At 73.4% G+C, this 25,522-nt stretch carries 19 protein-coding genes; 8 read left to right on the top strand and 11 right to left on the bottom strand.

Going from position 1 to position 25,522, the window contains the following annotated elements:
• The first annotated feature begins 111 nt into the window (after positions 1–111).
• The 3 genes from LRS74_RS02515 to LRS74_RS02505 all read left to right on the top strand — a co-directional run bounded on the left by LRS74_RS02515 (position 112) and on the right by LRS74_RS02505 (position 3,014).
• Positions 112–1,050, top strand: a complete 939-nt coding sequence (locus tag LRS74_RS02515) for a LysR family transcriptional regulator (protein WP_277739413.1) — start codon at positions 112–114, stop codon at positions 1,048–1,050.
• 313 nt (positions 1,051–1,363) lie between these two features.
• Entirely contained in the window at positions 1,364–2,089 is a 726-nt protein-coding gene (locus LRS74_RS02510; RefSeq protein WP_277739412.1) for an AraC family transcriptional regulator, read from the top strand.
• 160 nt (positions 2,090–2,249) lie between these two features.
• Positions 2,250–3,014 (top strand): SDR family oxidoreductase, encoded by a 765-nt coding sequence (locus LRS74_RS02505; RefSeq protein WP_277739411.1) that lies wholly within the window; start codon positions 2,250–2,252, stop codon positions 3,012–3,014.
• Positions 3,015–3,122: 108 nt separating this feature from the next.
• Here the strand turns inward: LRS74_RS02505 and LRS74_RS02500 are convergent, their stop codons facing one another.
• The 6 genes from LRS74_RS02500 to LRS74_RS02475 all read right to left on the bottom strand — a co-directional run bounded on the left by LRS74_RS02500 (position 3,123) and on the right by LRS74_RS02475 (position 10,239).
• Positions 3,123–4,619 carry a hypothetical protein gene (locus LRS74_RS02500; protein WP_277739410.1) on the bottom strand — a complete coding sequence of 499 codons (1,497 nt, stop codon included), beginning with the start codon at positions 4,617–4,619 and terminating at the stop codon, positions 3,123–3,125.
• A gap of 419 nt (positions 4,620–5,038) precedes the next feature.
• On the bottom strand, positions 5,039–5,713 hold the full coding sequence (locus LRS74_RS02495; RefSeq protein ID WP_277739409.1) for a response regulator transcription factor: 675 nt from the start codon (positions 5,711–5,713) through the stop codon (positions 5,039–5,041).
• Positions 5,714–5,721: 8 nt separating this feature from the next.
• Positions 5,722–7,041 (bottom strand): sensor histidine kinase, encoded by a 1,320-nt coding sequence (locus LRS74_RS02490; RefSeq protein WP_277739408.1) that lies wholly within the window; start codon positions 7,039–7,041, stop codon positions 5,722–5,724.
• Between the two features lie 14 nt (positions 7,042–7,055).
• Positions 7,056–8,240 (bottom strand): acyltransferase, encoded by a 1,185-nt coding sequence (locus LRS74_RS02485; RefSeq protein WP_277739407.1) that lies wholly within the window; start codon positions 8,238–8,240, stop codon positions 7,056–7,058.
• Positions 8,233–9,249: an alpha/beta hydrolase gene (locus LRS74_RS02480; protein WP_277739406.1), complete on the bottom strand. Its 1,017-nt coding sequence runs from the start codon at positions 9,247–9,249 to the stop codon at positions 8,233–8,235. Before LRS74_RS02480 ends, LRS74_RS02485 begins: the two co-directional genes overlap by 8 nt.
• A 348-nt stretch (positions 9,250–9,597) precedes the next feature.
• Complete coding sequence (locus tag LRS74_RS02475) at positions 9,598–10,239, bottom strand: maleylpyruvate isomerase family mycothiol-dependent enzyme (protein WP_277739405.1); 642 nt, start codon at positions 10,237–10,239, stop codon at positions 9,598–9,600.
• Positions 10,240–10,310: 71 nt separating this feature from the next.
• Between LRS74_RS02475 and LRS74_RS02470 the strand changes: the two genes are divergently transcribed.
• The 3 genes from LRS74_RS02470 to LRS74_RS02460 all read left to right on the top strand — a co-directional run bounded on the left by LRS74_RS02470 (position 10,311) and on the right by LRS74_RS02460 (position 15,352).
• On the top strand, positions 10,311–11,444 hold the full coding sequence (locus LRS74_RS02470) for a LysR family transcriptional regulator (protein ID WP_277739404.1): 1,134 nt from the start codon (positions 10,311–10,313) through the stop codon (positions 11,442–11,444).
• Between the two features lie 149 nt (positions 11,445–11,593).
• Entirely contained in the window at positions 11,594–13,837 is a 2,244-nt protein-coding gene (locus LRS74_RS02465; protein WP_277744564.1) for an ATP-binding domain-containing protein, read from the top strand.
• Positions 13,838–14,521: 684 nt separating this feature from the next.
• A complete protein-coding gene (locus LRS74_RS02460; protein WP_277744563.1) occupies positions 14,522–15,352 on the top strand; it encodes a pentapeptide repeat-containing protein in 831 nt (276 codons plus the stop codon).
• Between the two features lie 163 nt (positions 15,353–15,515).
• Here the strand turns inward: LRS74_RS02460 and LRS74_RS02455 are convergent, their stop codons facing one another.
• From LRS74_RS02455 to LRS74_RS02445, 3 genes are all read right to left on the bottom strand, one after another.
• Positions 15,516–16,700 carry an IS701 family transposase gene (locus tag LRS74_RS02455; protein ID WP_277739403.1) on the bottom strand — a complete coding sequence of 395 codons (1,185 nt, stop codon included), beginning with the start codon at positions 16,698–16,700 and terminating at the stop codon, positions 15,516–15,518.
• 102 nt (positions 16,701–16,802) lie between these two features.
• Positions 16,803–17,237: a DUF6463 family protein gene (locus tag LRS74_RS02450; RefSeq protein WP_277739402.1), complete on the bottom strand. Its 435-nt coding sequence runs from the start codon at positions 17,235–17,237 to the stop codon at positions 16,803–16,805.
• The gene (locus tag LRS74_RS02445; RefSeq protein ID WP_277739401.1) at positions 17,234–17,827 is read right to left on the bottom strand and encodes a DUF2867 domain-containing protein; all 594 of its coding nucleotides are present in this window, start codon (positions 17,825–17,827) and stop codon (positions 17,234–17,236) included. Before LRS74_RS02445 ends, LRS74_RS02450 begins: the two co-directional genes overlap by 4 nt.
• A gap of 168 nt (positions 17,828–17,995) precedes the next feature.
• Here LRS74_RS02445 and LRS74_RS02440 point away from each other — a divergent pair, with 168 nt between their 5' ends.
• Positions 17,996–18,553 carry a TetR/AcrR family transcriptional regulator gene (locus LRS74_RS02440; protein WP_277739400.1) on the top strand — a complete coding sequence of 186 codons (558 nt, stop codon included), beginning with the start codon at positions 17,996–17,998 and terminating at the stop codon, positions 18,551–18,553.
• A 550-nt stretch (positions 18,554–19,103) separates the two neighbouring features.
• Positions 19,104–20,426: an FAD-dependent monooxygenase gene (locus LRS74_RS02435; RefSeq protein WP_277739399.1), complete on the top strand. Its 1,323-nt coding sequence runs from the start codon at positions 19,104–19,106 to the stop codon at positions 20,424–20,426.
• A 287-nt stretch (positions 20,427–20,713) separates the two neighbouring features.
• Here LRS74_RS02435 and LRS74_RS02430 read toward each other — a convergent pair whose 3' ends face one another.
• Both LRS74_RS02430 and LRS74_RS02425 read right to left on the bottom strand, forming a co-directional pair.
• On the bottom strand, positions 20,714–22,462 hold the full coding sequence (locus tag LRS74_RS02430) for a carboxylesterase family protein (RefSeq protein WP_277739398.1): 1,749 nt from the start codon (positions 22,460–22,462) through the stop codon (positions 20,714–20,716).
• 101 nt (positions 22,463–22,563) lie between these two features.
• Positions 22,564–25,467 (bottom strand): FGLLP motif-containing membrane protein, encoded by a 2,904-nt coding sequence (locus LRS74_RS02425; protein ID WP_277739397.1) that lies wholly within the window; start codon positions 25,465–25,467, stop codon positions 22,564–22,566.
• Positions 25,468–25,522 lie beyond the last annotated feature (55 nt).

Below are 25,522 nucleotides of genomic sequence, written 5' to 3'. Positions count from 1 at the left end.
CGCTCGGGGAGGAGGCGCTCGGGGCGGGGGCGGTGCTGGCTGTCACCCGGTCATTTGATCGTTTCTCGTCCATTTCTGTCCACGGGCTGGTTGTGGACGTATCGTCCACCGATGGTGGACGATGCCGGGGTGGCGGTAGAGGCGATGCGACAGCTCCCGGACCTGGGCCGGCTCCGACTGCTGGTCGAGCTGCACCGGCTCGGCACCATGGCCGCGGTGGCGGAGGGCACCGGGTACGGGACGTCGGCGGTCTCCAAGCACCTGGCCGTGCTGGAGCAGGAGGTCGGAGTGCCGCTGCTCACCCCGGTCGGCCGCCGGGTGCGGCTGACGCCGGCGGGGGAGCGCCTGGTCGAGCACGCCGTGGGCATCCTCGCCGCGGTCGAGGAGGCCCGGGCGGAGCTGCACGGCGAGGCGGAGCCCGTCGGACGGGTCCGGCTGGCGACCTTCTTCACGGCGGTCGAACCGGTGGTGCTGCCCGCCCTGTCCCGGCTGCGGCGCAGGCATCCGCGGGTCGAGGTGGAGGTGAACGAGCACGAGCCGGAGCACACCGTGGAGCTGCTGCGCTCCGGCGGCATCGACCTCGGCGTGGTCTACGACTACAGCCGGGTGCCGCGCACGCTGCCGCCCGAGCTCAGCGCCCGGCAGTTCGAGGAGCAGCCGCTGTACCTCGCCGTCCCTGCGGATCATCCGCACGCCGACCGACCCATCGCCGTGTCCGGGCTGGCGGACTTCGCCACCACCGGCTGGATCGCCAACTCGCGCGGCACCGACGACGACGAGCTGGTGCAGCGCGTGTGCGCGTTCGCCGGCTTCGCGCCGCGGATCGCCCACCGCGTGGACAGCCTGCACCTGGTCAACAGTCTGGTCGGCGCGGGGCTCGGGGTGGCGCTGCTCGCCGAGTCCGGCATCGAGCGGGGACGGCGGGGCGTGGCCTTCCGGGTGCTGGATCCGCTCGCCGGCACCCGCCGCAGCTTCCTGGTCGCGCGCGCCGGCCAGTGGTCGTGGCCACCCATCGCCGCCCTCGCCGAGATGATCACCCGAGCCCGGTGAGCGGCCGCGCCCGTCCGGGCGAGACGACGTTCCAGGAGAGCCGGATGGCGCTCCACGAGAGCCGGGAAGCATTCCAGGAGCCGGGAGGCGTTCCGGGAGAGCCGGATGGCGTTCCACAAGAGCCGGGAGGCGTTCCGGGAGGGAGCGGGCGAAGATGGGCGGTGTGAGTGGTTCGCGCATCAAGCCACATCTTCGATGTCTGTCGGGCAGCGGTGACCGTCTGGGGCATGCGGTGGTGGAGCGGGCTGTCGAGCGCGCGGCGGGCGCAGCGGACGGTGTGCCGCCGCCCACCGGGCCGACGCGGCATGTTCTGGTGGTCCATACCGGACGGTCCGCGAATCTGCGCTGGTCCGCCGACGGTACGGCCTGCCGGGAGCGGTTTCACGCCGGGGAGGCGCTGGTCAACCCGGCGGGGTGGGCCTCGCGGCCGCGGTGGCAGGACGATGTCGAGCTGTTGCTGCTGGCCATGGAACCGGCGTGGCTGGAGAAGCTGGCCGCGGAGGAGGGCGCGGAGGGCGGGTTCGAGCTGGCGCCCCGCTTCCACTTCACCGATCCGTTGCTGACGATGCTGGTCGAACGACTGGTGACCGAGTTCGAGCGGCCCGGCGCGCCCGACGCCCTCTATACGGAGTCCTTGGTGCAGGCCGCGGCCGCCCTGGTCATGCGGGCGTGCGGGAGCACGGCGGGCCCTCCGGAGCGCGAGGGCGGGCTGCCGCCGCGGCGGCTGGCCGAGGTCCTGGACTTCATCCACGCCAACCTGGCCTCCCGCATCCGGCTCGCGGACCTCGCCGGGGTCGCCGGGGTCAGTGCCTCGCACTTCACCCGGGCGTTCAAGGCGTCGGTGGGGGAGTCCCCGCACCGATATGTGACGCAGTTGCGGCTGGAGCGGGCCCGGCGGGCTCTGCTGACCACGAACCGACCGATCGCGGACATCGCCCTGGAGCACGGTTTCGCCGACCAGAGCCATCTGACGCGGATGATGCGACGCCACACCGGCACCACTCCGGGCCTGCTGCGGGACGGCCACGGGCAGCGCTGACCGCGTCGAGGCACCCCGGCCGGCCACCGGTGAGCGGTTTGTTCCAGTGGCGATCGGATCGTTCAAGATCCCTGGGGCAGCGGCAGCGAGGGTGGGCTCTGGCGCGGCATCCGGTGCGCCGGTGCCGCGCTCCGTCGGACGCATGTGCAAGGAGGCTGTCATGGTCAACACCCCCGACAGGACGCTGAGTGGCAAGGTCGCCTTCGTGGGCGGCGCGTCGCGCAACCTCGGCGGGCTGATCAGTACGACCCTGGGGGCCGAGGGCGCCCTCGTGGCGGTGCACTACAACAGCGACTCCTCCCGGGCCAAGGCCGAGGACGTGGTCGCGCGGATCAACGCGGGCCCAGGGGAGGCGTTCGCGATCCAGGGCGACCTGACCCGGGTCGCCGAGGTCGAGCGGGTCTTCGACGAGGTCCTCAACCGGTTCGGGAAGCTGGACTACAGCATCAACACCGCCGGCATGGTCCTGAAGAAGCCGCTGACCGAGATCACGGAAGAGGAGTACGACCGCATGTTCGCGGTCAACTCCAAGGCCGCGTTCTTCGTGATGCGCGAGGCGGCCCGGCGTATGGAGGACGGTGGGAAGATCATCACCATCGTCACCTCGCTGCTGGCCGCCTACACCGGGCTGTACTCCTCCTACGCCGGCAGCAAGGCTCCGGTGGAGCACTTCACCCGGGCGCTGTCGAAGGAGCTGTTCGGTCGGAACATCTCGGTCAACAGCATCGCGCCGGGGCCGATGGACACCCCGTTCTTCTACCCGGCCGAGGACGAGGACTCCGTCGCGTACCACAAGTCGTCGGCGATGAACGGCGACCTGACGAAGATCGAGGACATCGTGCCCTGGGTCCGCCATCTGCTGACCGACGGCTGGTGGGCCAACGGCCAGACGCTCTTCCTCAACGGCGGCTACACCACCCGCTGACCGCCCGGCCGCCCCCGCCGCGGACCACTGCGGCGGGGCCGGCGGGCGTGCCCGGGTGGTCCGGGCACGCCCGCCGGCCGGGTGGCCGTGGGGATCTTGCGCGGGCGGTCAGCTACCGCGCTTGGTCGGGCTGGTGCGGACCGACCCGCCACCCTCCGCGAGCTTCCACTCGTGGTGCAGGGAGCCGAGTGGGATCCGCTTCTCGAAGATCGGCGTACCGAAGATCTTCAGCTGGAACTGGAGCGCTCCGGACAGGTCGACGCCGCCCGCGACCAGCCAGTGGCCCACGGCGGAGCCGGTGCCGTCGCTGGAGCCGGTGGCGCTGACCTCGCCCTCACCGCGCAGATAGGGGGCGAGTTCGGCGGTCACGCCCGCCGCGCCGTACAGGCCGACGGTGGCCTCGGCGCCCAGCGTGGCCTTGACCTTGCCCGCCGCCGCCACGCTGGCCTTCACCGGGGACGCCTTGATGTCGGATTCGCTGACGGTCTTCCAGCCCTTGGCCCGGCTGTAGCTGCCGCCGACGCGGAAGTCGCCCTTGAGCTCCTCCTTGACGTCGACGCTGACCTTGCCGTCGGCGTCCACCGCCAGGTAGCAGGTGAGGTCGAGATTGACGACGACCGGGACCGGGCCGACCTGGATCACCGGATCGGCGTGCAGCTTGGCGAACGGCATCCGCAGGGGCTTGCCCTCCGGGGTGCGGGCCGCCGCCTGGCCCTTCAGCTGCCACTGCGAGGACCAGTCGCCGGCCAGGCCCAGGTACGCGCCGCCCGGCGAGCCGGCGCCGCCGGAGCCGTCGTAGGAGAACTCGACCTCGGGGGCGAGCTGCACGAAGCCGGAGACCGACGCGCTGGCGGAGACCGGGGCGTCCTCGGCGGTGGCGATCCCGGTGCCGACGTCCAGCCGCAGATTGCCCAGCGGCACCTTGGTGCCCTGCGGCCCGGAGTGCACGCCGCCGTTTGCCGTCCAGGACACCTTGACGCCCTTGACCAGCGGTTCGACCTCGACGGAGGCCGGGTCCACGGGCACCTGTCCGCGTGCCTTGGCACTGCCCAGCAGCGCGTTGAGGGTGGCCGGGGCGGTCTTCACCTCGGTGCCCTGCTCGGTGGTGCGGAGCACCTGGGTGACCTCGGCGAGGACGCCGTCGGGGGCGCCGGGGGTGGGCGCGCTGGCGACGACGTCGCCGACGGCCACGTTCTGGTCGTCCGCCCCGGAGCCCGCGGCGGGCGTCTGCCCGGCCTCAGCCTTCGGGGTGGCCTTCGACGCGGGGCGCGTGGGACGGGAGATGACGGCCCGTCCGCTCTTCCGGTCGAACGAGCTGATCTTCAGCGCGGACTTGCGGGCCGGCTGTCCGCCGCCGCTCGGACGCGCGACGGCGGTCGGGGTGGCCGACGCGGTGGGAGCCTTGCCGACCGCGAGCTGTCCGGCCTCGTGGGCGTCGCGGGCCTCGGGCGTCGCGGACACGGGAGCGGTCGGCCGGGAGTCGGCGGCCCGCCCGGCGTCGGTGGTGTCGGACGCTCCGGTGGCCGAGCAGCCGACGGCGAGCAGCGCCAGGGCACTGAGCGCGGGCAGCACGGCGGGTCTGGATATCTTGCGTAGCTTGCGCAACGTGGATCCTCGGGGGCGTGGGGTGGGGACGGGCCGCAAGGAGCCGCCGGGGAGGCGGGCATGGGTCCGTGTCACACGTCAACGGGATGAAGGACGACCGCCCGTGGAGCTCGTCCATGAGCGGTTCGATTGCGTGATCATGCCACGCCCGGGGCTACGGTGGAAAACAGGACGGAATGATGGATTCCGAAAGCTGTGTCGGTACGCCGTCGACGCCTCACCGCAGGGGCGGGGCGCGCGTGTTGCCGGCCGCCGGCGGGGCGGTCGGTGAGAGGCTGTCAGCTCGTCCCGTACCGGGGAGTCATGCGCGAGCCAGGCGAGGGAACATGGCCGACGACACCGCGGAGGACCCGCGCCGGAGGGGCTGAAGCCCGATGCCGCTCATCCTCGCTCCGCGCTGTTCGGACGCCTGCCGGACCTCAGTAACCGGCCGGGCGCACCAGACCCGTCTCGTAGGCGAAGACCGCGGCCTGCGTCCGGTCGCGCAGGCCCAGCTTCACCAGGATGCGGCTCACATGGGTCTTGACGGTCTGCTCCGCGACCACCAGGCGCGTGGCGATCTCGGCGTTGGACAGGCCCTGGGCGATCAGCGACAGGACCTCGGTCTCCCGGTCGGTCAGATCGCCCACCCGCTGCTTGAGCGGGGCCCGGGGAGCGGCCGTCACCCGGGAGAACTCGGCGATGAGGCGCTTGGTGACCGTGGGGGCGAGCAGTGCCTCACCCGCGGCCACCACCCGTACGGCCTGGGCGAGCTCGGCGGCCGAGGCGTCCTTGAGGAGGAAGCCGGAGGCGCCCGCGCGCAGCGCCTCGTACACGTACTCGTCCAGGTCGAAGGTGGTCAGGACGAGCACCTTGACGGCCGCGTCGGCCGGGGACGTGATGTGCTGTGTCGCCTCGATGCCGCCGAGGCGGGGCATGCGGATGTCCATGAGGACGACGTCCGGGGCCAGCTCGGCGACCTGGGCGATGGCGTCGAGGCCGTCCACGGCCTGTCCGACGACCTCGATGTCGGGCTCCGCGTTGAGCAACACCGTGAACCCCTGACGGACCATCATCTGGTCGTCGGCGATCAGCACGCGGATGGGGGACGTCATGGACTGCCTCACACGGGGTCGGTGGAACGCCCCGCGACGGCGGGGGCGGGAGCGGGGAGGAAGGCGGTCACCTCGTAGCCGCCGTCCGGGGTGGGGCCGGTGGCGAGGTCGCCGCCGAGCAGGGCGGCGCGCTCGCGCATGCCCAGGAGACCGTGCCCTGCGCCGGTCGAGGGCGGGCCGGGCCGGTCGGGCGCCGTGTTGGACACCCCCACCGTCAGCCCCGCGGGATGGTAGGCGAGAGCGACCTTCACCTGGGAACCGGGTGCGTGCCGCATCGCGTTGCTGAGCGCCTCCTGGACGATGCGGAACGCCGACAGCTCCAGCCCCGGCGACAGCGCCCGCGGAGCGCCCGTGGTCTCGGCGGTGACCGTGAGCCCAGCACCGCGGACGTTCCCTATCAGCTCGTCCAGCCGGTCGAGGGTGGGCTGCGGGGTGTGCCGCTCGCCCTCGGCGGACGCCTCCTCGGAGCGCAGCACGCCCAGCACCCGGCGCAGTTCGGTGAGCGCCTCGACGGCGTTCTGGCGGATGCCGGCGAGATTCTCCTTCAGCTCCTCCGACGGATCCCGCACCAGGTGCGGGGCGACCTGCGCCTGAATGGAGATCACCGACATGTGGTGGGCGACCACGTCGTGCAGCTCACGGGCGATGCGACCGCGCTCCTCCAGCAGGGTGCGCCGGGCCCGCTCCTCGGCGGTGAGGACCTCCTGCTCGACCAGCCGCCTGCGAGCCACCCGCCCGGTGCGCAACGAGGCGCCGACGATCACCGCCGTCGTGAAGAACACCGCGCAGCTCATGACGTTCTGATGCTGCGCCTGGACGGTGACGGCGGCGGAGGCCAGTCCCGAGGCGATGGTGAGGGCCAGCGCCTCGACGGCGACCCGGAGCCGGACCCGCAGCGAGAGGAGGAGCAGGATCATGGTGTGCAGCGCGACAGCCGCCGCGTTCGAGGGCCATGAAGCGCCGTGCGGCTGCGCCGCCACGGTCACGAAGAACCCGATCGTCGACAGCCACCAGGCGGGCACCGGGCGGACCAGGGCGAGGACCACGGTCGCCGACTGGACCACGACGATGAGCCACACGGCTGCCGAAGGCTCGACCGTCGAGGGACGCTGGTCGAGGTTGAGGAGGAGCATCCCCACCGCGAACAGCACCACGTGCACGTGGGGCAACCACCCCAGCAACCGAAACCGGGGCAGCGGATCGCGGGCCACCGTCCACAGGTCCTCCCGCAGGGCGCGGGGCACCGACCGCAGGGCGGCCGTCAGGCGTTCGCCGGCCCTCGGCCCGCGCTGCCCTTCCCCATCCGTCGCGCGTTCCGCGTGCGCCACAGGGGCCTCCCTCTTCACTTCGTCGACTTCGGGCATCGGCACGCCGCCGTCCGTGCGGGCCGTTGCCCGCACACCACCAGGCTTCCGCCGCCCCGACCCCTGCCGCCCTGCTCGTACGCGTGAAACGCGGCCCAGCACGCGAGGAGCGCCACCGCGAACACCGGCAGCCAGATTATCCGGGTGATCACCCAAGCGGCCCCGTCGGGAACGGTGTGCAGACCGGGCAACGGCCGTCCCGCCAACAGCCCGAGGGAGGTCACGGCCATCATCGCGGTCTGGTGCCAGAGGAAGACCGTCATGGCGGACAGGTTGACCAACGCCACCGCCGCCCAGACGGCGGGGCGTCGCAGGACCCGGCGCAGCGGACCGAGCAGCAGCAGGGCCGCCCCGCACTGCGCGAGACCGAAGCAGACGGCGGCCAGGGTGGGCGGGGCGAGGTTGGAGACCTCGGCACCGGGCACGCCGACCATCGCGGCGGGATAGCCGGCCCCCAGCACCAGGACGGCGGTGGCGGCCACACCCCCGCACAGCAGTGTCCAGCCCGTCCTGCGGGACCGCAGGGCGCCCCGCGCCCAGGCGGCGCCCAGGCAGTACGGCACCATCCAGCCGGCAGCCTCGTTGACCCATGGCAGCCAGTCGGGGCCGCCCAGGCCGCCGAAGCGGATCAGGTCGACATGGAGCACCGCGGCCAGCGGCCACAGCGGATGCACCTTGGCCACCAACGGCGTCGCCGCCGTCAACGCCGCGAACACCAGCAGGAACCAGAGCGGGGCCACCGCCAGCCTGCACAGGGTCCGCGCCGTCCCCCACTCCACCCCGGAGGAGAGCATCGCGCCCCCCGCCAGGGCCCACACCACCAGCAGGGCCGCGACCGGCCGGAACAGCCGCGCCATGCGGGCCCCGACCCACTGCCCGTAGGTCGCGCCGCCGGCCCGGGCCGCGGCGTGGCCGCGCGCCGCGACCTCCCCGCCCACCAGGAAGAAGACCGCCAGGGTCTGGAACACCCAGGAGACCGGGGCGAGTTGGGGCATCCGCTGGAGCGGGCCGGCGCCGCGTATCGTGCCGCTGTCGGCCACCAGGGCCGTCACCAGCCAGTGCCCCAGCACCACGCCGAGGATGGCGAAGGCGCGCAGCCCGTCGACCGCGCGGTCGCGACCGGGTGGGGTCGCGGCATCGATCCGGCGGATCAGCTCACGCATGCCGGACCTCCCCCGACGGGGCCTGACCGGACGCGATCCGGGCGATGTTGGCGAGCGCCACCGAACCGGGCGTCAGATAGTCGCTGTGGCCGCCATCGCCGCTCGGGAAGACGCGCGCTCCGAACCCCGGAGAGACCGGGTCGGCCCCGAGCCCGAGGGTGGCCAGGGGGGTCCACAGCCGGGTGTGCGGCACGTCGGCTATCCAGTCGGCGCCGCCCCGGCCGGCCCAGACGGTGGCCCGCGTACGCAGGCCGGAGACGGTGTCCGCACCGACTCCCGGGCTGCCATAGAGCACGATGTCCGCGACATCCACCTCGGACGCGGCCCGGCCGCAGACGACCGACCCGTAGGAGTGGCACAGGAGCGACATCCGGGCGGCGGGGCGCGCGGCCCGCACCTCCGCGACGAAGGAGCGCAGCGCGGGAACGGCGTCGTCCGCCGTCTCGGTGGTCAGCACGTCCGGGCTCACCGTGCTCGGTGTGCGGTACCCGAGCCAGGCGATGACGGCCGATCCGTCGCCCAACTCCCGCAGCAGCGCCCTCGCGCCGCTCCGCAGACGCCAGTAGCGGTCGAGACTGGTGTCCGAACCCGGGACCAGTACGGCGATCCGCACGGCCGAGGACAGGTCGCCGAAGACCTCGACGCCGCGGCCCCCGTCCCGGCCGTCGAAGAAGAGGAAACGACGCCCCGGGTCCGCCATGGCCCGCAGCGCGGCGGCCCGTCTGTGGTCCCCGTGCTCGGCCGCCATCCGCTGGGCCGCCCGAATGTCGGCCCGGCTGGCCTTGTACCGCCCGGCGAGCGCGACCGGGCTCGTGTCCCGCAACGGCCCGAGCGCCGTGGGGGCGGGGGCCGGGACGTCCGCGGGCGTGGCCGCGCCCGCCACCGGCAGGACCACCGACGCGGCGACGAGCGCGGCGAGCAGGGTCCGGGTCAGCCGTTTCCGCCGCGGGCGGAGCGGCCGTTGGTCGCGCGGGCGGAGCGGGTGGTCGCTGTGCGGGCGGAGCGGCATGGCGAAGGATCCTTCCGTGCCGGGCGTCGATCGTCCTTCCGGCACCGAAACTAAGATCCAGCCCGTGTGGTCGGCGTCCCGCCGCGGAGTGCACCTCCGGCGTAGCTCTCACGTAGTACGGGTAGGGGGCGGGTCGCACACGGGTAGGGGCGGATCGCGCCCCGTTCCACTACCGGCCCGCCCCGCGCCCAGCACCTTCGCGCACTCCGCTCCCATGCCTCCAGGCGCCGGCGCCTAGGTGAGGGGACGAGGAGCCCGTCCCCTCAGCGGAGGCGACCGTCCCTTGCGTCGAGGCGACCGTCCCTCGCGCTGACGTGACCGTCCCTTTGCGCCGGTGCGACCGACCCCTCAGCCGAGGGACAGCGCGAACCGGTCGGCCGGCTCGCCGCTGAGGCGGCCCGCCGGGAGCCTGCGACCGAAGGCGAGCAGCAACAGGTCCTGCGCGGCGCCGACGAGGGGCGCGCCGGAGCCGAAGGACCAGTCCAGGTCGTCGGCGCGGAGTTCGACGCCGTCGAGTTCGGCGCCGAAGAACCTGACGGACGAAGGGGTGACGTTCCGCAGCAGAACGCGCAGCCGGTCCTCGGGGACCCGGCGTTCCAGGCCCAGCGGCACCGTGATGTCCAGGCCGTGCACCACGTCGTGGCCCAGCGCCGACGCGAAGCCGCCGACCGGGGGAGTCCAGGGGTGGTGGGCGTTGTCCCGGAGCCAGCCGGCGAGTTGCCGCGGCGAGTGGGCCGCCGCGTCCCTGCGGGCGCACCGGTCGGTCATCCGGTGCAGTCCGCCGCGCGCCTTGGCCAGCTCCAGCAGCACCCTCGGCAGCGAGTAGCGGAACCCGAGCGACATATGAGCCGCCACCTCCCGCACCCGCCACCCCGCGCACAGCGACGGCGCGTCCCAGCTCTCCTCCGGCAGGCTGTCCAACAGATCGGCCAGCTCCTGGCGTTCGGCCGCGATCGCGGCCCTGACCTCGGCATCCTTCGCTTTCCCCATGTTCTCCAGGGTGTGTGCGGCGCCGCCATAAGTCCAAGAGCCGGTAGTTCTCGCCACTAGAATGATCAGTTATGGAGCTTCGGCAGCTGCGCTACTTCGTCGCCGTCGTGGAGGAAGCCAACTTCACCCGTGCCGCAGCCCGGTTGCACCTGGCGCAGCCCGGGCTGAGCGCGCAGATACGGCAGTTGGAGCGGGAGCTCGGACAACCCCTGCTCGACCGCTCCGGCCGTTCGGTGACCCCGACGGAGGTGGGCGAGGCCGTCCTGCCGTACGCGCGAGCCGCGCTCGCGGCCGCTGAGGGCGTGCGGCAGACCGTGGACGCGTTCACCGGGCTGCTCCGCGGTCAGGTCACCATCGGACTGGTCTCCGGCGCCGCCGCCCACGAGTTCGATGTGGCCTCCGTCCTGGCCGAGTTCCACGACGACCACCCCCAGGTCGACATCGCGCTCACCGAGGACACCTCAGAACGGATGCTCGCCGCGCTGCGCCGCGGTGAGCTCGACATCGCCATCCTCGGACTCGTCGACGAGCACCCGCCGCCGGGCACCTCCGCCCAGATCGTGGTGGACCAGCCTCTGGTCGCCGCCGTCGCCCCCGACGATCCGCTCCTCTTCGCGGACTTCTCCGTCACCACCGAGTCCGCCGTCGCCGAATCCGTCAGCGCCGCCCTCAGCGCCACCGCTCCAGAAAACGCCCAAGCCCCGGGGAAAGCCCACGCCCCCGGGAACGCCCTCGCCCCGGAATGCGCCGATGCCCCGGAAAGCGGCGCCGTCCCGAAAACCGTCGCGGCCGCTCTCGGCTCCGTCAGTGTCACCGAAACCGCCGTCGCCACCGACGGGGCCATCCCGCTGGCGGCCCTGCGCGACCGTCCGCTGATCAGCCTGCCGCGCGGCACGGGGCTGCGCGGTGTCCTTGAACGCGCCTGCACGGAGGCCGGCTTTCGGCCCCGTATCGCCTTCGAGGCGGCGGCCCCGTCGCTGCTCACCCAACTCGCCGCCCGTGGCCTGGGGGTGGCCATCGTCCCAGCGCTGGAGCCGGGAACGGCCGCGGCGCTCGGCTTGCGCACCCTGCGGATCACCGAGCCCGGGCCGCGGGGGCGCATCGCTCTGACCTGGCGCACGGACGGCCCGGCGAGCCCCGCCGCCCGGGCACTGCTGGGGCTGTTGCGCCGCGCGCTCGCCCCGCGCGGTCCGTGGCGAAGGTGACATACGGAAAAAGAAATCCCCCGGTCGGATTGCCGACCGGGGGATTTCTCTCGTATATTGGGGATTTCCATGTCTCGCCGCTATCGAGACATAAGAAAACCCGACGAAGTCATCGTATCCGAGCGGGAGTCGAATTGTCAAACGAGGAATTGCGTCGTGAGCAGGAATTCATCGACCTGCTCTACGGGCGTCTCGCCGAACTCCGGGCCGGCGCCGAAACGGCCGTGTCCGAGGCTCTTGCGCGCAAGGAGACGGGTCTCCAGGCGCGGCTGGAGCGCGATGTGCTGGTCGCCGAGCGGTCCGGGCTGCTGGCCGCCTTCGACGCCGGGGAGCGTGGGCTGTGCTTCGGCCGGCTGGCCTTCCAGGACGGCCGCGACCACCACATCGGCCGTATCGGCATCCGTCGTGACGACGCCGACCGCACTCCGCTGGTCGTCGACTGGCGGGCCGAGGTCGCCCGTCCCTTCTACCTCGCCACCGGCCACACCCCCATGGGACTGCGCCGCCGGCGTCACATCACCACCGTGGGGCAGCGGGTCACCGCCCTGCACGACGAGATCCTCGACCTCTCCGACACCATACGGACCGGGCACGAGGGCGCCGACGCCGACGCCGTGCTGTTCGCCGCGCTGGACGCCGCGCGCACCGGCCGGATGCACGACATCGTGCGGACCATCCAGGCCGACCAGGACCGGATCATCCGTGCTCCGCACCGTGGTGTGCTGGTCGTCGAGGGCGGTCCCGGTACCGGGAAGACCGCCGTCGCGCTGCACCGCGCCGCCTACCTGCTCTACGCGCACCGCGAACTGCTGGCCCGCCGCGCGGTGCTGATCGTCGGGCCCAATCCGGCGTTCCTGAGCTACATCGCGGAGGTGCTGCCCTCGCTCGGCGAGACCGGTGTGCTGCTCGCCACGCCCGGCGAGCTCTTCCCCGGCGTCACGGCGCGCGGCACCGACACCCCCCGCGCGGCCGAGGTCAAGGGCCGGGCCGAGATGGCCGAGGTGCTGGCGCGGTTCGTGGCGGACCGGCAGTCCCTGCCCGACCCGGTCATCGCGATCGACCACGAGGACGGCGCGTTGCTGCTGGACGCGGAGATGGCGGAGCGGGCACGGCGGCGGGCCCGCGAGACCCGGCTGCCGCACAACCTCGCCCGCCCGTACTTCGCCTTCCACCTGATCGACGCCCTCACCGCCCAACTGGCCGACCGGCTGGGCGCCGACCCCTACGGCGGCCCGAACCTGCTGGGCCCGGACGACATCGCCCAGCTCGGCAAGGCCGTCGCGGACAGCCCCGAGGTGCACGCCGCCATCGACGAGCTGTGGCCCGTCCTCACCCCCCGGCAACTGGTCGCGGACTTCCTGGCCGAGCCCGTCCACCTCCCGGAGGTCGACGCCGCCGCGATCCGTCGGGTGGGCGGCGACTGGACCCCGGCCGACGTGCCGCTGCTGGACGAGGCCGCCGAGCTCCTCGGGGAGGACGACGCGGCGGCCCGCGTGGCCGCCGAGGCGGCGCGCCAGGAGCGGATCGCCTACGCGCAGGGCGTGCTCGACCTCTCCTACGGCTCCCGCACCCAGGAGTTCGAGGACCGCGACGACGAGGATTCGGAGGTGCTCGCCGCCCACGATCTGATCGACGCGGAAGCGCTCGCGGAGCGCCACGAGGAGGCCGACCACCGAAGCGCCGCGGAACGCGCCGCCGCCGACCGCACCTGGGCCTTCGGCCACGTCATCGTGGACGAGGCGCAGGAGCTGTCCGCGATGGCGTGGCGGCTGCTGATGCGCCGCACCCCGACCCGTTCCATGACCCTGGTCGGCGACCCGGCGCAGACCGCGGAACCCGGCGGCTGCGGCTCCTGGGACGCGATCCTCACGCCGTACGTCGACGACCGCTGGGAGCACACCCGGCTCGGCGTCAACTACCGCACACCGGCCGAGATCATGGAGATCGCGGCGGGAGTGCTCCGCGCCGTGGACGGCTCCTTCGAGCCGCCGACCTCGGTCCGAGCCACCGGCGTACGGCCCTGGGCGCGCCGCGCCGACGACCTGCCCCGCGCGGTGGCCGACGCCGTGGCGGAGGATCGAGCGGACCGCGCGGTGGGCCGGCTCGCGGTGATCGCCGCCCGCGACCGGCACGAGGCCCTGTCGGCAGCCCTGCCGGGCGCGTCCACCGGCCCCACCCCGGACCTGACCGAGCCGGTGGTGCTGCTCGACCCCCGGCAGGCCAAGGGCCTGGAGTTCGACGCGGTGATCGTGGTGGAGCCGGCCGAGCTCGGGACCAGCGATCTGTACGTGGCGCTGACCCGCGCGACGCAGCGGCTGGGCGTGGTGCACGCGCGGCCGCTGCCCGCGGGGCTGGAGGCACTGACGGTGGGGGACCAGCGAGTCGGGGGTTGAGACGAAGGGGCCGGCCGGGGGCCACGGCGACCGGGCCGGGCCTGGGTGGCCGGTCGGCGACGCCCGGGCCCAGCGAGCGGCTCCCGGCGAACGGGCCTCGGCGAACGGCTCACGGCGACCGGGCAGGCTCTGGGCGGCTGGTCCGCGAGGCCCGGGTACCCGGCGACCGGGCCTCGGCGAACGGGTCCCGGGCCCTGGTGAACGGGTCCCGGTGATCGGGCCTCGGCAATCGAGTCCCAGTGAGCGGGACCCGGAGATCGGGATCTGGTGGTCGGGACCCGGCGATGGGGGCCCGGTGGTCGGGACCCGGTGGTCGGATGGGGGCCGACCGCGGTGACCGGCCGGGCCGGCGGACTCCGCCCGGTGGCGGGTGCCCGGTGCCCGGCAGCGGGTGCGGGGTGCACGTGCCGGTGACGGTCGGTCCAGGCCGCGGCGGACGGCCCGGGGCGCGCCACGACGGGGCTGGCCGGACACGTGACGACGGGGCCGGGCGCGCGATGACGGGGCCCGGGGTGCGCGACGACGGAGGCCGGACACGCGACGACCGGGCCCGGACCCCGCCCGGAGCGCGTGCTCTTGCCGGGCGTCGGACGGGCGGATGCCTAAAATGGCCGGTCAGGTGCCGGGGTCCCGGCCCGGCAGGCATCGAGCGACAGGTAAGAGGAACCACACACCGTGCCCGAGATACGTCATGACGCGGGACCCGAGCAGGGGCGGACGGACCTGCGGGGCGACTGCGCGCAGTGCTTCGGGCTCTGCTGTGTGGCCCTGCCCTTCACGGCCTCCGCGGACTTCGCCGTCACCAAGGACGCCGGAAAGCCCTGCCGGAACCTGGACGCCGACTTCCGCTGCGGCATCCATACCCGCCTCCGGCAGGAGGGATTTCCCGGCTGCACCGTCTACGACTGCTTCGGGGCGGGACAGAGGGTCTCTCAGATCACCTTCGGCGGGCGGGACTGGCGGCAGGAGCCGGAGAGCGCCCGGGAGATGTTCGCGGTCTTCCCGGTCGTGCGACAGCTCCACGAGCTGCTCTGGTACTTGACCGAGGCGCTGACCCTGGAGTCGGCCCGGCCGGTCCACGCCGAGGTGCGACGGGTGCTCGACGAGACCGAGCGCCTCACCCGCCAGAGCCCCGAGGCCCTCGGCGGGCTGGATGTCGCGGCCCACCGGCAGGTCGTCAACACGCTGCTGCTGCGCACGAGCGAGCTCGCGCGGGCTGGCGTACGGCGCAAGAAGAAGGACCGCAGGGGCGCGGATCTGATCGGCGCGAGGCTCAAGGGGGCCGACCTCAGAGGCGTCAGTCTGCGCGGCGCCTACCTCATCGCCGCCGACCTCTCCGGCGCCGATCTTCGGTTCGCCGACCTCATCGGTGCCGACCTGCGGGACGCCGACCTGTCCGGCGCCGACCTCACCGACTGCATCTTCCTCACCCAGCCCCAGCTCAACGCGGCCAGGGGCGACGCGGCCACCAGGCTGCCGGGCACCCTGACCCGCCCGGCGCACTGGGCCGCCTAGTACTGCAACGGTGTTTGCTGTGAGGGTTTGGCAGTTTCTGGTGGTGTGTGGCCGCGTCGTTTGTAGTGGCTGATGCGGGCTTGGTGTTGTCGTCTGCGTCGCCAGTGTGACCACTGCAGCACGTGGTCGACGGGTGCTGGGTGGCGGTGGGTGAGGCGGTGGATCAGGCGTCTGAGCTCGGGAAGGCTGAGGGGGACGAGGTCGGAGGATCCGTTTCTGCTTTCCCGGTGTCGAGTTCGCGGGCCCGCAGGACGGTGAGGCAGGCGTGGGCGGCCATGGCCAGTGTCATGTGGCGGTGCCAGCCGTCGTAGCGACGGACCTGGTAGTCGTCCAGGCCGCATTCCTGCTTCGCGCTTTGGAAGCATTCCTCCACTGCCCACCGGCTGCCGGCGACACGGATGAGCTCGTCGAGTGTGGTCTCGGCGGGGCAGTAGGCGATGTAGTAGGAGATCTCCTGCGGCCGGCTCACGCTGCGGCGGGCGATCACCCAATGCCGGCGGTCTTCGCGGTGCCAGGGACGGACCTCCACCCTGGCCCAGTCGTAGACCCGTGGCCCGTGGGCGCCGTCGCCGCAGGAACGGCGCTTCCACTTCTGCCTCGGGAGACCGGGAAACAGGTCGTGGACGGGGTGGTCCATGGCCCAGCGGGTGACGACGGTGTCGTGCCGGGTCGTGGCCATGACGTGGAAGACATCGGCCCGCTCCAGCTCGGTCCGCCAACCTTTGGAGAAGCCGTAGGCGGCGTCCGCGGTCACCCACCGGAACGGGATCTTCTCCGCGATGGCCCGGCGGACCATCGCCCTTGCGGTGACGACCTTCGTCTCGAAGGCGACCGTGTCCTCGATGCCGGCGGCCCGGCAGCGTTCACGGTCATCCGTCCAGGAGGTGGGCAGATACAGGCGGCGGTCGATCAAGGTGCGGCCACGGCCGCCGGCATAGGCGAGGAACACCCCGATCTGGGAGTTCTCCGTCCGGCCGGCGGTTCCGGAGTACTGCCGCTGGACCCCAGCCGAGCGGACTCCCTTCTTCAGGAATCCCGTGTCGTCCACGATCAGCACCGCTTCCGGGTCGCCGAGATGCTCGACGACATAGTCCCGCACGTCGTCGAGGACCTCATCGGCGTTCCAGTCGATTCGGTTCAGCAGCCGGTGGATCCGGTCCGGACCCGCATGCCCGGCCTCCTCGGCAAGCGTCCATCCGTTCTTCCGCTCCAGCGGAGCTATCAGCCCCTGCATATAGGCAAGAGCCGACTCCCGCGGCTCTGACCTGGAGAAACGGTGCACGAACCGCTCATGCAAGGCCCTCAGTTCACCAGCCCACGACCGGGCATCAGCAAGTTCCCCACCCATGACGCAACCAACGACCAAACTGGCCAGCAGTCACGGCAAGCACCGTTGCAGTACTAGAGGACCGATCGAAGCCCTGCCGCTCGCCCCGCCCCCGGCTGACGCTCATCCCCGACAGCCGGGCAGTTCGGGTGTTCGGTTTCGGCGCGCCGCCACGATGACGAGGACGCCGGGGACGATCCCGGCGAAGAACGGCGACGGAACGAGAAGGACGCCGCCGACCGCGCACCACGCGACGACGCCCCAGCCGATGCCGGCCGGGATCGCCACGCCGCGTCCGGCGAGGTGCCAGGTGAGGCAGCCGAGCAGGACCAGCGGCACGCCGAAGCTGCCGGGGCCGCCCCAGAAGGCGAGCTTGCTCTCCAGGTCGGCCACGGTCTGGGCGTCCCCGAGCGAGAGCGGGACGGCCGCCCACGCCCCTTCGTCGACCCAGTCGGTGATGTCCCCCCAGCGGGTGAGCGTCAGCAGGACCAGGTGCCCCGTCCCCAGGACGGTCATGAGGGCGCCGGCCCAACGCAGCAGCCGCATATCGGTGTTCATCGCGATATCCCTTCACGGTTGCGCCAGGCTCGTTCCCACTGCCGGGTGAGCGCCGGGTAGACGACGAGGTGGCGGAAGGGCGCGATGGCGGCCATGTACAGCCGCCCGAGCCTTCCGTTGGGCTTGACCAGGACGGCCATCCGCAGCTCGTGGTCGCCGTCGGCGCCGCGCACCCAGCCCAGGTGCATCACGGTGTGCACGGTCTTGTTGGCCAGCTCGCGGACGGACTCCACAGGGGTCTGGTAGACCGCCGTGAGGACCGGGCCGCCGTCGTCCGGTGCGGGCGAGGCGCCGCGCAGGTCGCCGGGCACGCGGTCGCGGAGCGAGGCGACCCGGCCACCCACGCCCGCCGACGGCTTGTCCCACCCGAGGAGTGCCCCGAGCTTCCAGCGCAGCGAGAACAGCGCCCGCACCGGCCGAGACTGCTGATCGATACGGCCGTGCGAGCGGATCGCCGTGAGCATCGCCGGGAAATCGTCCGGCCCGGCGCCCGGCGTGCGGAACGACCAGACGTCCTGGACCGCGAAGTCCCGCGTGATCTCGTGGACCCGCCACGGGTGGGCGAGGTGCGCGGACTTCGCCAGCCTCATGCGAGCCCCCGTGTCGTCGGCCGGGCCTTCGCCGGCCCCGCGGCGTCCCGTGCGTCCCTGGTCTTCCATGCCCCACGCATGCGGACCTCCCCGTTCTGTGTTGGTCAACACAGGCTATACCAGTCGGCATCTTCGCTGTCGCTCGGCATACCTGGTTAGATGGACCGCATGGCCACGCGACGTATCGAACGGACCCAGGAGAGCCGCCGACTCCTGATCGCGGCCGCCGCCGAGCTCTTTGCCGAGAAGGGTTACCGGCAGACGAGCTTCATCGACATCGCCGAGCGGGCCGACATCAGCCGCGGCTCGATCCCCTGGCACTTCGGCAACAAGCTGGGCCTGTTGGAAGCGGTGGTCGACGACCGACTCCAGGTCGTCATGCGACGCTTCACGCCTCCGCCCGGCGATCCGCTCGACCAGCTCATGGACTTCATCCGCCGACCCGACACACGCCTGTTCATCACCCTGCTCGCCGAAGCGGTGGAAGACGACTCGCCGCTCCGCGCGAACTACGCGCGGCTCCACGCGGCGCTCCGGCAGGGCGCCCAGAGCTGGATCCCGGCCGAGGCTCTGCCCCCGGGGGCCACTCCCGAAGCGGTCGCGGTGCTGCTGGTCGGGGTCGTCATCGGACTCCACGCCCAATGGCGCGTCGCCCCCGAGGCGGTCGACCTCGACACCGTCCGCACCACCATGCGCGCCCTGTTGCCCGCACCACTCGGCACCTGACTCCGCCGCGGATCCGGGACGTCGCGTCGCGAGGAGCGGAGGGCTCCTGGGTGACGGTTCCCTCGGCCTCGAAGCCCCCTCGACTCAGGGGTGCTCCAGCACCCGCCACCGGCGTTGTCGGCGAGCCCCTCGGCGACGTTCCGACGGGCGCCGGGAAGCGGTTGACCCCACCCGGTGCGCATATCCGTGCAGTTGACGCACTGTTGTTCGGGTTGTGGTCCATGAGCGATCATCTGCTCATGAACATCACGGGGGTAAGCTGATGATTCCGGGCTGCGCACCGCCACGCCCGTCGTACGGGCCCGTGTCGCGGCGACGCCGGGGCCCCGGGTCCCGACGCGAGTCCGGGCGGTGACCCGGCCCCGAGTCCGGGTGACCCACACGCGTCCACCGGGACGCCGGACGCCCCGGCGGGCCCCTTCCCCCGCGGGTCCGGGCAGCTGACCCGGCCCCTTCCCACTTCTTTCCCCCTCCTTCTCCAAACGACGTCTCCGAGGCTCGGCGCGACCCCTTGGCACGCAGGGAACCGACTACCGAAGGAGCACGGACCATGACGACTTCACAGGACCACGCGGTGGTGCTCGGAGCCGGGATGAGCGGATTGTTCACCGCCCGGGTGCTCGCGGACCACTTCCGACGGGTGACGGTGGTGGAACGCGACGCGTCCGGCACCGACGGCCCGCGACGAGGCATCCCGCAGGGGCGTCATCCGCACGGCCTGCTGCTCAAGGCCTCGGACTTATTCGACTCGCTCTTCCCCGGGATCGTCGCCGAGTGCGCGGAGCACGGCGCCGTGCGGGCCAACGTCCTCACCCAGCATCGGGTGTACATCTACGGCCACCAGCTCAAGCAGACCGAGATCGGCAGGGAGACCGTGCTCCTCAGCCGTCCGCTGCTGGAACACCGCGTCGCCGAGCGGGTGCGTGCGCTGCCCAACGTCTCGGTGCGGCGCGGCTGGGAGGCGATGGACCCGGTCACCGCCGCGGGACGGCGGGTGACCGGGGTCACCGTAGGCCGGAGCGGGGCCTCGGAGCGGGAGGACCTCCCCGCGGACCTCGTCGTCGACGCCACGGGACGCTCCGGGCGGGCCCAGGCGTGGCTGCGGGCCCTCGGCTACCCGGAGCCCGCCGAACAGCGCATGCACGTCGCCGTCAGCTACGCCACCCGCCTGTACGACCTGCCGCCGGACGCCCTGGGCAACGACCGGCTCGTCAGCGTCGGCGCGGAGCCCGGCCGGCCGCTGGGCCTCGCCTTCGTGGCCCGGGAGAACGGGCAGTGGTCGTTGACCGTCTACGGCTACGGCCCGGACCGCCCGACCGGGGACCCGGAGCGGTTCGCCGCCATCGTGGAGCAGCTGGCACCCGAGTACCTGCTGAAGGTGCTGCCCCGGGCGACCGGCGTGGGCGACATCCACGTCATGCAGTACCCGGCCCAGGTCCGGCGCCGCTACGACTCCCTGGACCGCTTTCCGGAGGGCTTCCTGGTCACCGGGGACGCGATGTGCAGCGTCAACCCGATCTACGGCTCCGGGATGACCAGCGCGGCCACGCAGGCCCGCGTGTTGGACGAACAACTGCGCGGCGGGGTACAGGGGCTGTGGCGACGCTACTTCCGGGCGGCGACCCGGGCCACCGCCCCGGCCTGGTGGTTCGCCACCCTCGGCGACGCACCGCTGACCGGCGCCTCGGGGCCGCGCCTGCCCGGTGTCAGCCTCGGAGCGGCCTACCTGCGGCGGCTGGCGAGGGTCGCCGAGTCGGACGCGGAGACCTCGGCCGCCCTCATGCGAGTCGCCGGCATGGACCGGCCCCCCGCCTCCCTGTTCCGCCCCCGCTTCCTGGCACGAGCCGTGCGCGGCGGCCGGACCGCTCCCTGACGTCGTACGTTCCCTGACGTCGTGTGGTCCCCTGGGGTCGTGTGCCCCCTGACGTCCAGCGGACCCTGACGTCGTGTGGTCCCTGAGGGGTCGTGCGGCCCCCTGAGGTCGTGCGGCCCTCTGGCCACGGACGGCCGTCTGACGTCGTGCGGCCCCGGGGACGGCCGACCGTTCCCAGGGACGACGACGGGCGCCTGCCGCCCGGGAGCCGTAGGCGGTGGAGGCCCACCAGCTCCGGCGCCCCCGGTCCCGCCCCTCCCTCGCCCTTCCCACCGCGCTCCCGCCCGCTAGCCGCCCTCCGGGCCGCCTGCGCGGTGGTCGTGTGCCTGCTGTCGCCAGAAGTCACAGCGGTGTTCGGCGGCCGCGTCCACGGGGCCGATTCCGCCGGGCCCCGGCGCCAGCGACTGGACCACCGCCGCGCGGCCGCGCGGGAGGAGGCGCGGCCAGGGCGGAGCACCCGGCGCGTTGGGGTCGGCGGCGTGCGCGAAGCGCGTCCAGTAGCCGATCATCCTCTCCGAGAGGTCCCGCTGTGCCGGGGTGAAGGGCGGGTCGTCGGGGAACAGATACGGCAGCTCGAAACCGTGGGCCGCGCCGTACGGAACCTCCGGCACCGCCGGCAGGCCGGGCAGCACCGGCGCGTCCGCGTCGTTGAACTCATAGCCGTACGTGGGCACCCGCACGGCCAACGCGCGCTGAGTCCATACGGCCGGGCAGGCCCAGCCCCGGTCGGTGAGCACGGCCGACCAGGCGAGCGCGGGCGTCCGGTGGTCCGCCGCCGGATAGCGCGCCTCGACGGCCTCGGCCGCGGGACCGAAGCTCACCGCCAAGCGGGCCCGGTAGTCGTCCACGCTTCTGATGGGGTGCGCAGCGAAGTTCAGTCCGACGAAGTACCGCATCTCGTCGTGGTTGGCACCCTGGATCACCGGAACCCGCTGGAAACGGCCCCGCTCCAGGGCTCGATCGGGCCGCTCCGGGAACAGCGCGTTGCCGTAGGCGGGCAGCGAGAACTCGTCCATCAGCCCTGCCGTCGCCAGCTCGCGGGTGGGCAGCGCGCGCAGACAGCGCAGCGCCTCGGCCGCCGCGCCCGGACAGCCCAGCCGACGGGCGGCCGCCGCCCCCGCCTCGCTGACCCGGCGCTGCGGCACCCATGACTCGTACGCGGGGCGGTCCGGCGCCGTGGCACCCGGTGGAAAGCCGGTGTGGCACGAGCCGCTCTGCAGGATCGCCCGGTGGAACAGGCCCGCCGCGCCGGGCGAGACCAACTGCCCGCAGACGCTCATCGCCCCCGACGACTCACCGAACACGGTCACCCGACTCGGATCCCCGCCGAAGTGCCGCGCGTTGGCCCGCACCCAGCGCAACGCCGCCTGCTGGTCGGCGAGGCCCGCGTCGGGAGCGCCGCCGAGCGCCGGGTGGCCGAAGAACCCGAAGACACCCAGCCGGAAGTTGACGGTGACGACCACCGTGTCGCCCTGGACCGCGAGGCGCTCGGCGAGGTAGTCGCCGCCGGCGCCCCACAGGAAGGCCCCGCCGTGCAGCCACACCATCACGGGCCTGCCGGGTGAGGCGGGAGGGGTGGCGGAGGAGAGAGTCGCGGCGGAGGTGAGGGCGTGGGCGGGGGTGGTGTCCCGCCCGCCGTCGCCGCCGTCCACGGTGCCGTCGGCCAAGCGGGCGGGCCGCCCCGGGCGCACCGCGCCGGCCGTCGGCACGGTCACGTTCAGATACAGACAGTCCTCGGAGCCGACCGCCGCCCCGCTGAACGGGTCCACCTGCGCGCAGCGCGGCCCGGGAGCGCCGGCGTCGCGGACGCCTCGCCAGGGCCGGGCCGGCCGCGGATGCCGCCAGCGCGCGGGCCCGATGGGCGGCGCGGCGTACGGGATGGCCTCGTAGGTGGCGTACGAGCCGTGGGAACGGCCGCGCACCGCGCCCAGGGTGGTGTCCACCACCGGGCGGTCGGGGGCTGCGGCCGCCGTCGCCCCGGTGGGGGAGGTGCCGGAGACGATCGCCAGGAGGCAGAGCAGCGCCGCGAACGGCAACCTCCACCGCGCCCCGAGCACACCTCCGCCCGTCCGGACCACTCGGCGGCGCCCCCGGGCCACTCCCGGGCGCGCCCGGACCGCCTCGTGGCGCGTCCGGCTCACCACCTCGGCCCCCGTCCGGACGGGGGCCGCACGCTCCAGGACGGAGGCGGTGGCGGCGCGTTCGGGGGCGGCGGCTGAGGCGGGAGCGGGGGCGTGGGCGGGGGAGCGACGCCGGCCCGCCGCTCCGCGCGGGCCACGGCCCGGCGCAGCGCGAGCGAGAACGCCCAGGCTGCCAGGAAGAGCCCGGTGGCGATGGCCAGCGTCCGCCAGCGCAGATCCTCGGAGACGGCGGGGCCCTCTTCGGTCTCGGGATGGACGGTGTGCATCAGTACATGGAAGAAGAAGAGCAGGGCGGTCAGATAGAGCGCGTACCAAGCCGGTCTGTTCCAGGTCTTGAGCGCGTGGCCGTCCATGCCGGACAGCGGCAGCATCCCGAAGACCACGACCTGGACGCCGCCGATCACGATCAGGCCCAGGGTGTAGGCGAGGACATACGAGGGGCTGCCGGTCGAGGCGTCACGGGCCGCCTCGACGCGGGACGCCCCCAGGGTCCACACGGCCAGCGCGGCGGCCAGGACGCAGATCCCGCCGAGGAGGACCGCCTGGCCCTTGGGGATCCCGGCCACGGGCCCGACCGGGCCCGGTGGGGGACCGGCCGGCCCCGGAAGGGGGTTGACCCGGGTCGGGACATAGCCGCCCGGAGTCGGTGCGCCGCCGGCTGGGAATGCCGCCCAGCCGCCTGGAGCCGGTGGCCTCCCGCCCGGAGCCGGTGCCCCGCCGGCCGGTGGTGGTGCCCATCCGCCCGGAGCCGGTGACCCGCCGGCCGACGGTGGTGCCCAGCCGACTGGAGCGGCTCCCCAACTGCCTGGAGCCGGCGACCCGTCGGCCGATGGTGATGCTGCCCGGCCACCCGTACCCGGTGGCCACCCGCCTGGAGCTGGTGACCCGCCAGCCGTCGGTGGTGCCCAGCCGCCCCGGGTCGGCGGCCTCCCGTCCGGCGCCGTTGTCGGCGCGACCGGAGGGGGTGGAGGTGGCCCGTCACCTGGCGCCTGACGGGTGCCGCTGAGCACCACGTAGACGGCCACCAGGCCGTAGACGTAGGGGACGGGGAACTCCAGGGCGCGGGAGAGCGCCGCCAGGAGGAGGGCGAGTGCGATGCCCGCCGGGACCACGCGCAGTTCGGCGCGGACGCCGCCGCGCCCTGGCCGGAGCAGGGTGTCCTTCGTCTTCTCGTATGTGACGAGGGTGATGAGCACGCCCACGGCCGCGCCGAGCACCTTCACCACCGCCTCGGCGTTCCAACCGGTCTCCACGTCGGCCCAGGCCACCAGCGTGCCGCCGAGCAGGGCGAAGCACCCCATCCGCAACCAGCCGGGCAGCCGCGCGGCGCGGGGTGGCCGCGGCCGGCGGGCGGAGGCCCCCCGCCGGGCCTGGCGCAACCGCGACCAGCGCCCTATGGCGTTGTCCGCCAGCTGGGAGGGGAACGCCTTCTCCAACAGCAGCACCAGCAGCAGGAACCAGGCGGCCATCGCCACGGAGCCCGCGAGGTCCTTCAGCGCCCAGGAGACGTCCGACGGCGTCCGCAGGGCGCGCACCAGGCCAGGCGCCTCGTCGTCGGAGCCACCGTTCCCGGAGGAGCGCGGGCTCGGCTCATGAACGTGGGAGCCCGATTCGGTGGGGGCGGGGGTGGGAGCCGTGCTCGGGGACGGGCTGCCGCGGCCGGTGCCGGACGGCGTGGGAGTCACGTGACCGCCCCGCGTCGGTTCCGGCCCCCACGAAAGCCCGTAGACGCTGAGGTACGCCGCCGGCGGAAGGTCGATGGCTCCGGCGGTCTCCGGGGCTCGTCCCGGGCAGGAGAGTGCCACTTCCTGACGGCCCTCCAGGTCGGCCGGGAGCTTGGCATGCAGGTCGATGAAGGCCCAGCGCCCGGTGCCGGCTTCGCCCTCGTATGAGCTCGTGTTCAGCCAGGTGTCGAGGGTGCGGGTGCCGATGACGATGCTGCCGTCCCGACAGGCCGCGGGGTAGCCGGCCAGATGGATGGTGATCTCGCGTTCACCGTCCGACGGCGTGGCGTCGCCGGGCGGTGCGGTGGTCTCGGGTGCGGGACCGGTCGTCGCGTCGCGCGAAGGGGTGGGGTGGGGGTGGGTGACCGTGAAGATCTCGGACGCCTCCACGCCGTCGGGGGCGCCGCATCGCGCGGTGACCTCATGGGCACCCTCGCCGGCGCCGGCCGGCACCCGAAAGCCCGCGTCGAACCCGCCCTCACCGTCCGGGGTCGCGTTCTGGACCTCCGCCCCGTCCCACAGCACGGAGAGCGCGCCCTCGCAGTCGAATCCGGTGCCGGAGACCTCCACCCGGGTGTCCTCCGAGCCGGTGTCGGGAGACAAGGCGATCTGCGCGGGGCCGGGCCGGGCGCGGGGGAGGACCTCCAGCACGGTGCTGGCGCTGCCGCCCGGCCCGGCCTCACAACCGGCCGTCAGCGTGTGGGTGCCGGGGGCCAGGTCCTCGGGGAGCGGGGCCTCGAACGATCCGAGGTCGTCGGTCGTCAGCGACTGGGGCGCCCGGCCCGGCACGGTAAGCGTGAGCGGGCCGGCCAACTCCGTGTCCGCCTCCGCGCAGTCGAAGTCCTGACCCGACACGCTGACCGGGGAGCCCTCCTCGATCGGGTTGTCGGACAGGCGCAGCCTGGGGTCCCCCAGGGGCGGTGGCGTCGGCGAGGTCGAGCCGGGCGTCCGCGTCGGACCGCGGCGGTCCGACCTGCCGCCGGGGGACGTCGGCTCCCCGGACGCCTCGGGCACTCCGGACGCCGTAGGCCCCTCGTCCCGGGCTCCCTCGGCGGCCGCCGACGGAGCCCCCGCCGGGGTGGGCTCCTCCCCGGAAGCGGCCACCGCGCCGGTCAGCAGCGCCAGGACGAGGACGACGCAGGCCGGCGTCGCCCGGACGCGGATCCACCGCCGCATGGATGTGCCCCCTCCCCGCCCACGTGACCAACGCTGATCGCGCCCCCTCCGGGCT

Source organism: Streptomyces sp. LX-29, assembly GCF_029541745.1.
Taxonomy (GTDB): Bacteria; Actinomycetota; Actinomycetes; order Streptomycetales; family Streptomycetaceae; genus Streptomyces.
This window is presented reverse-complemented; position numbering and strand designations above follow the sequence as displayed.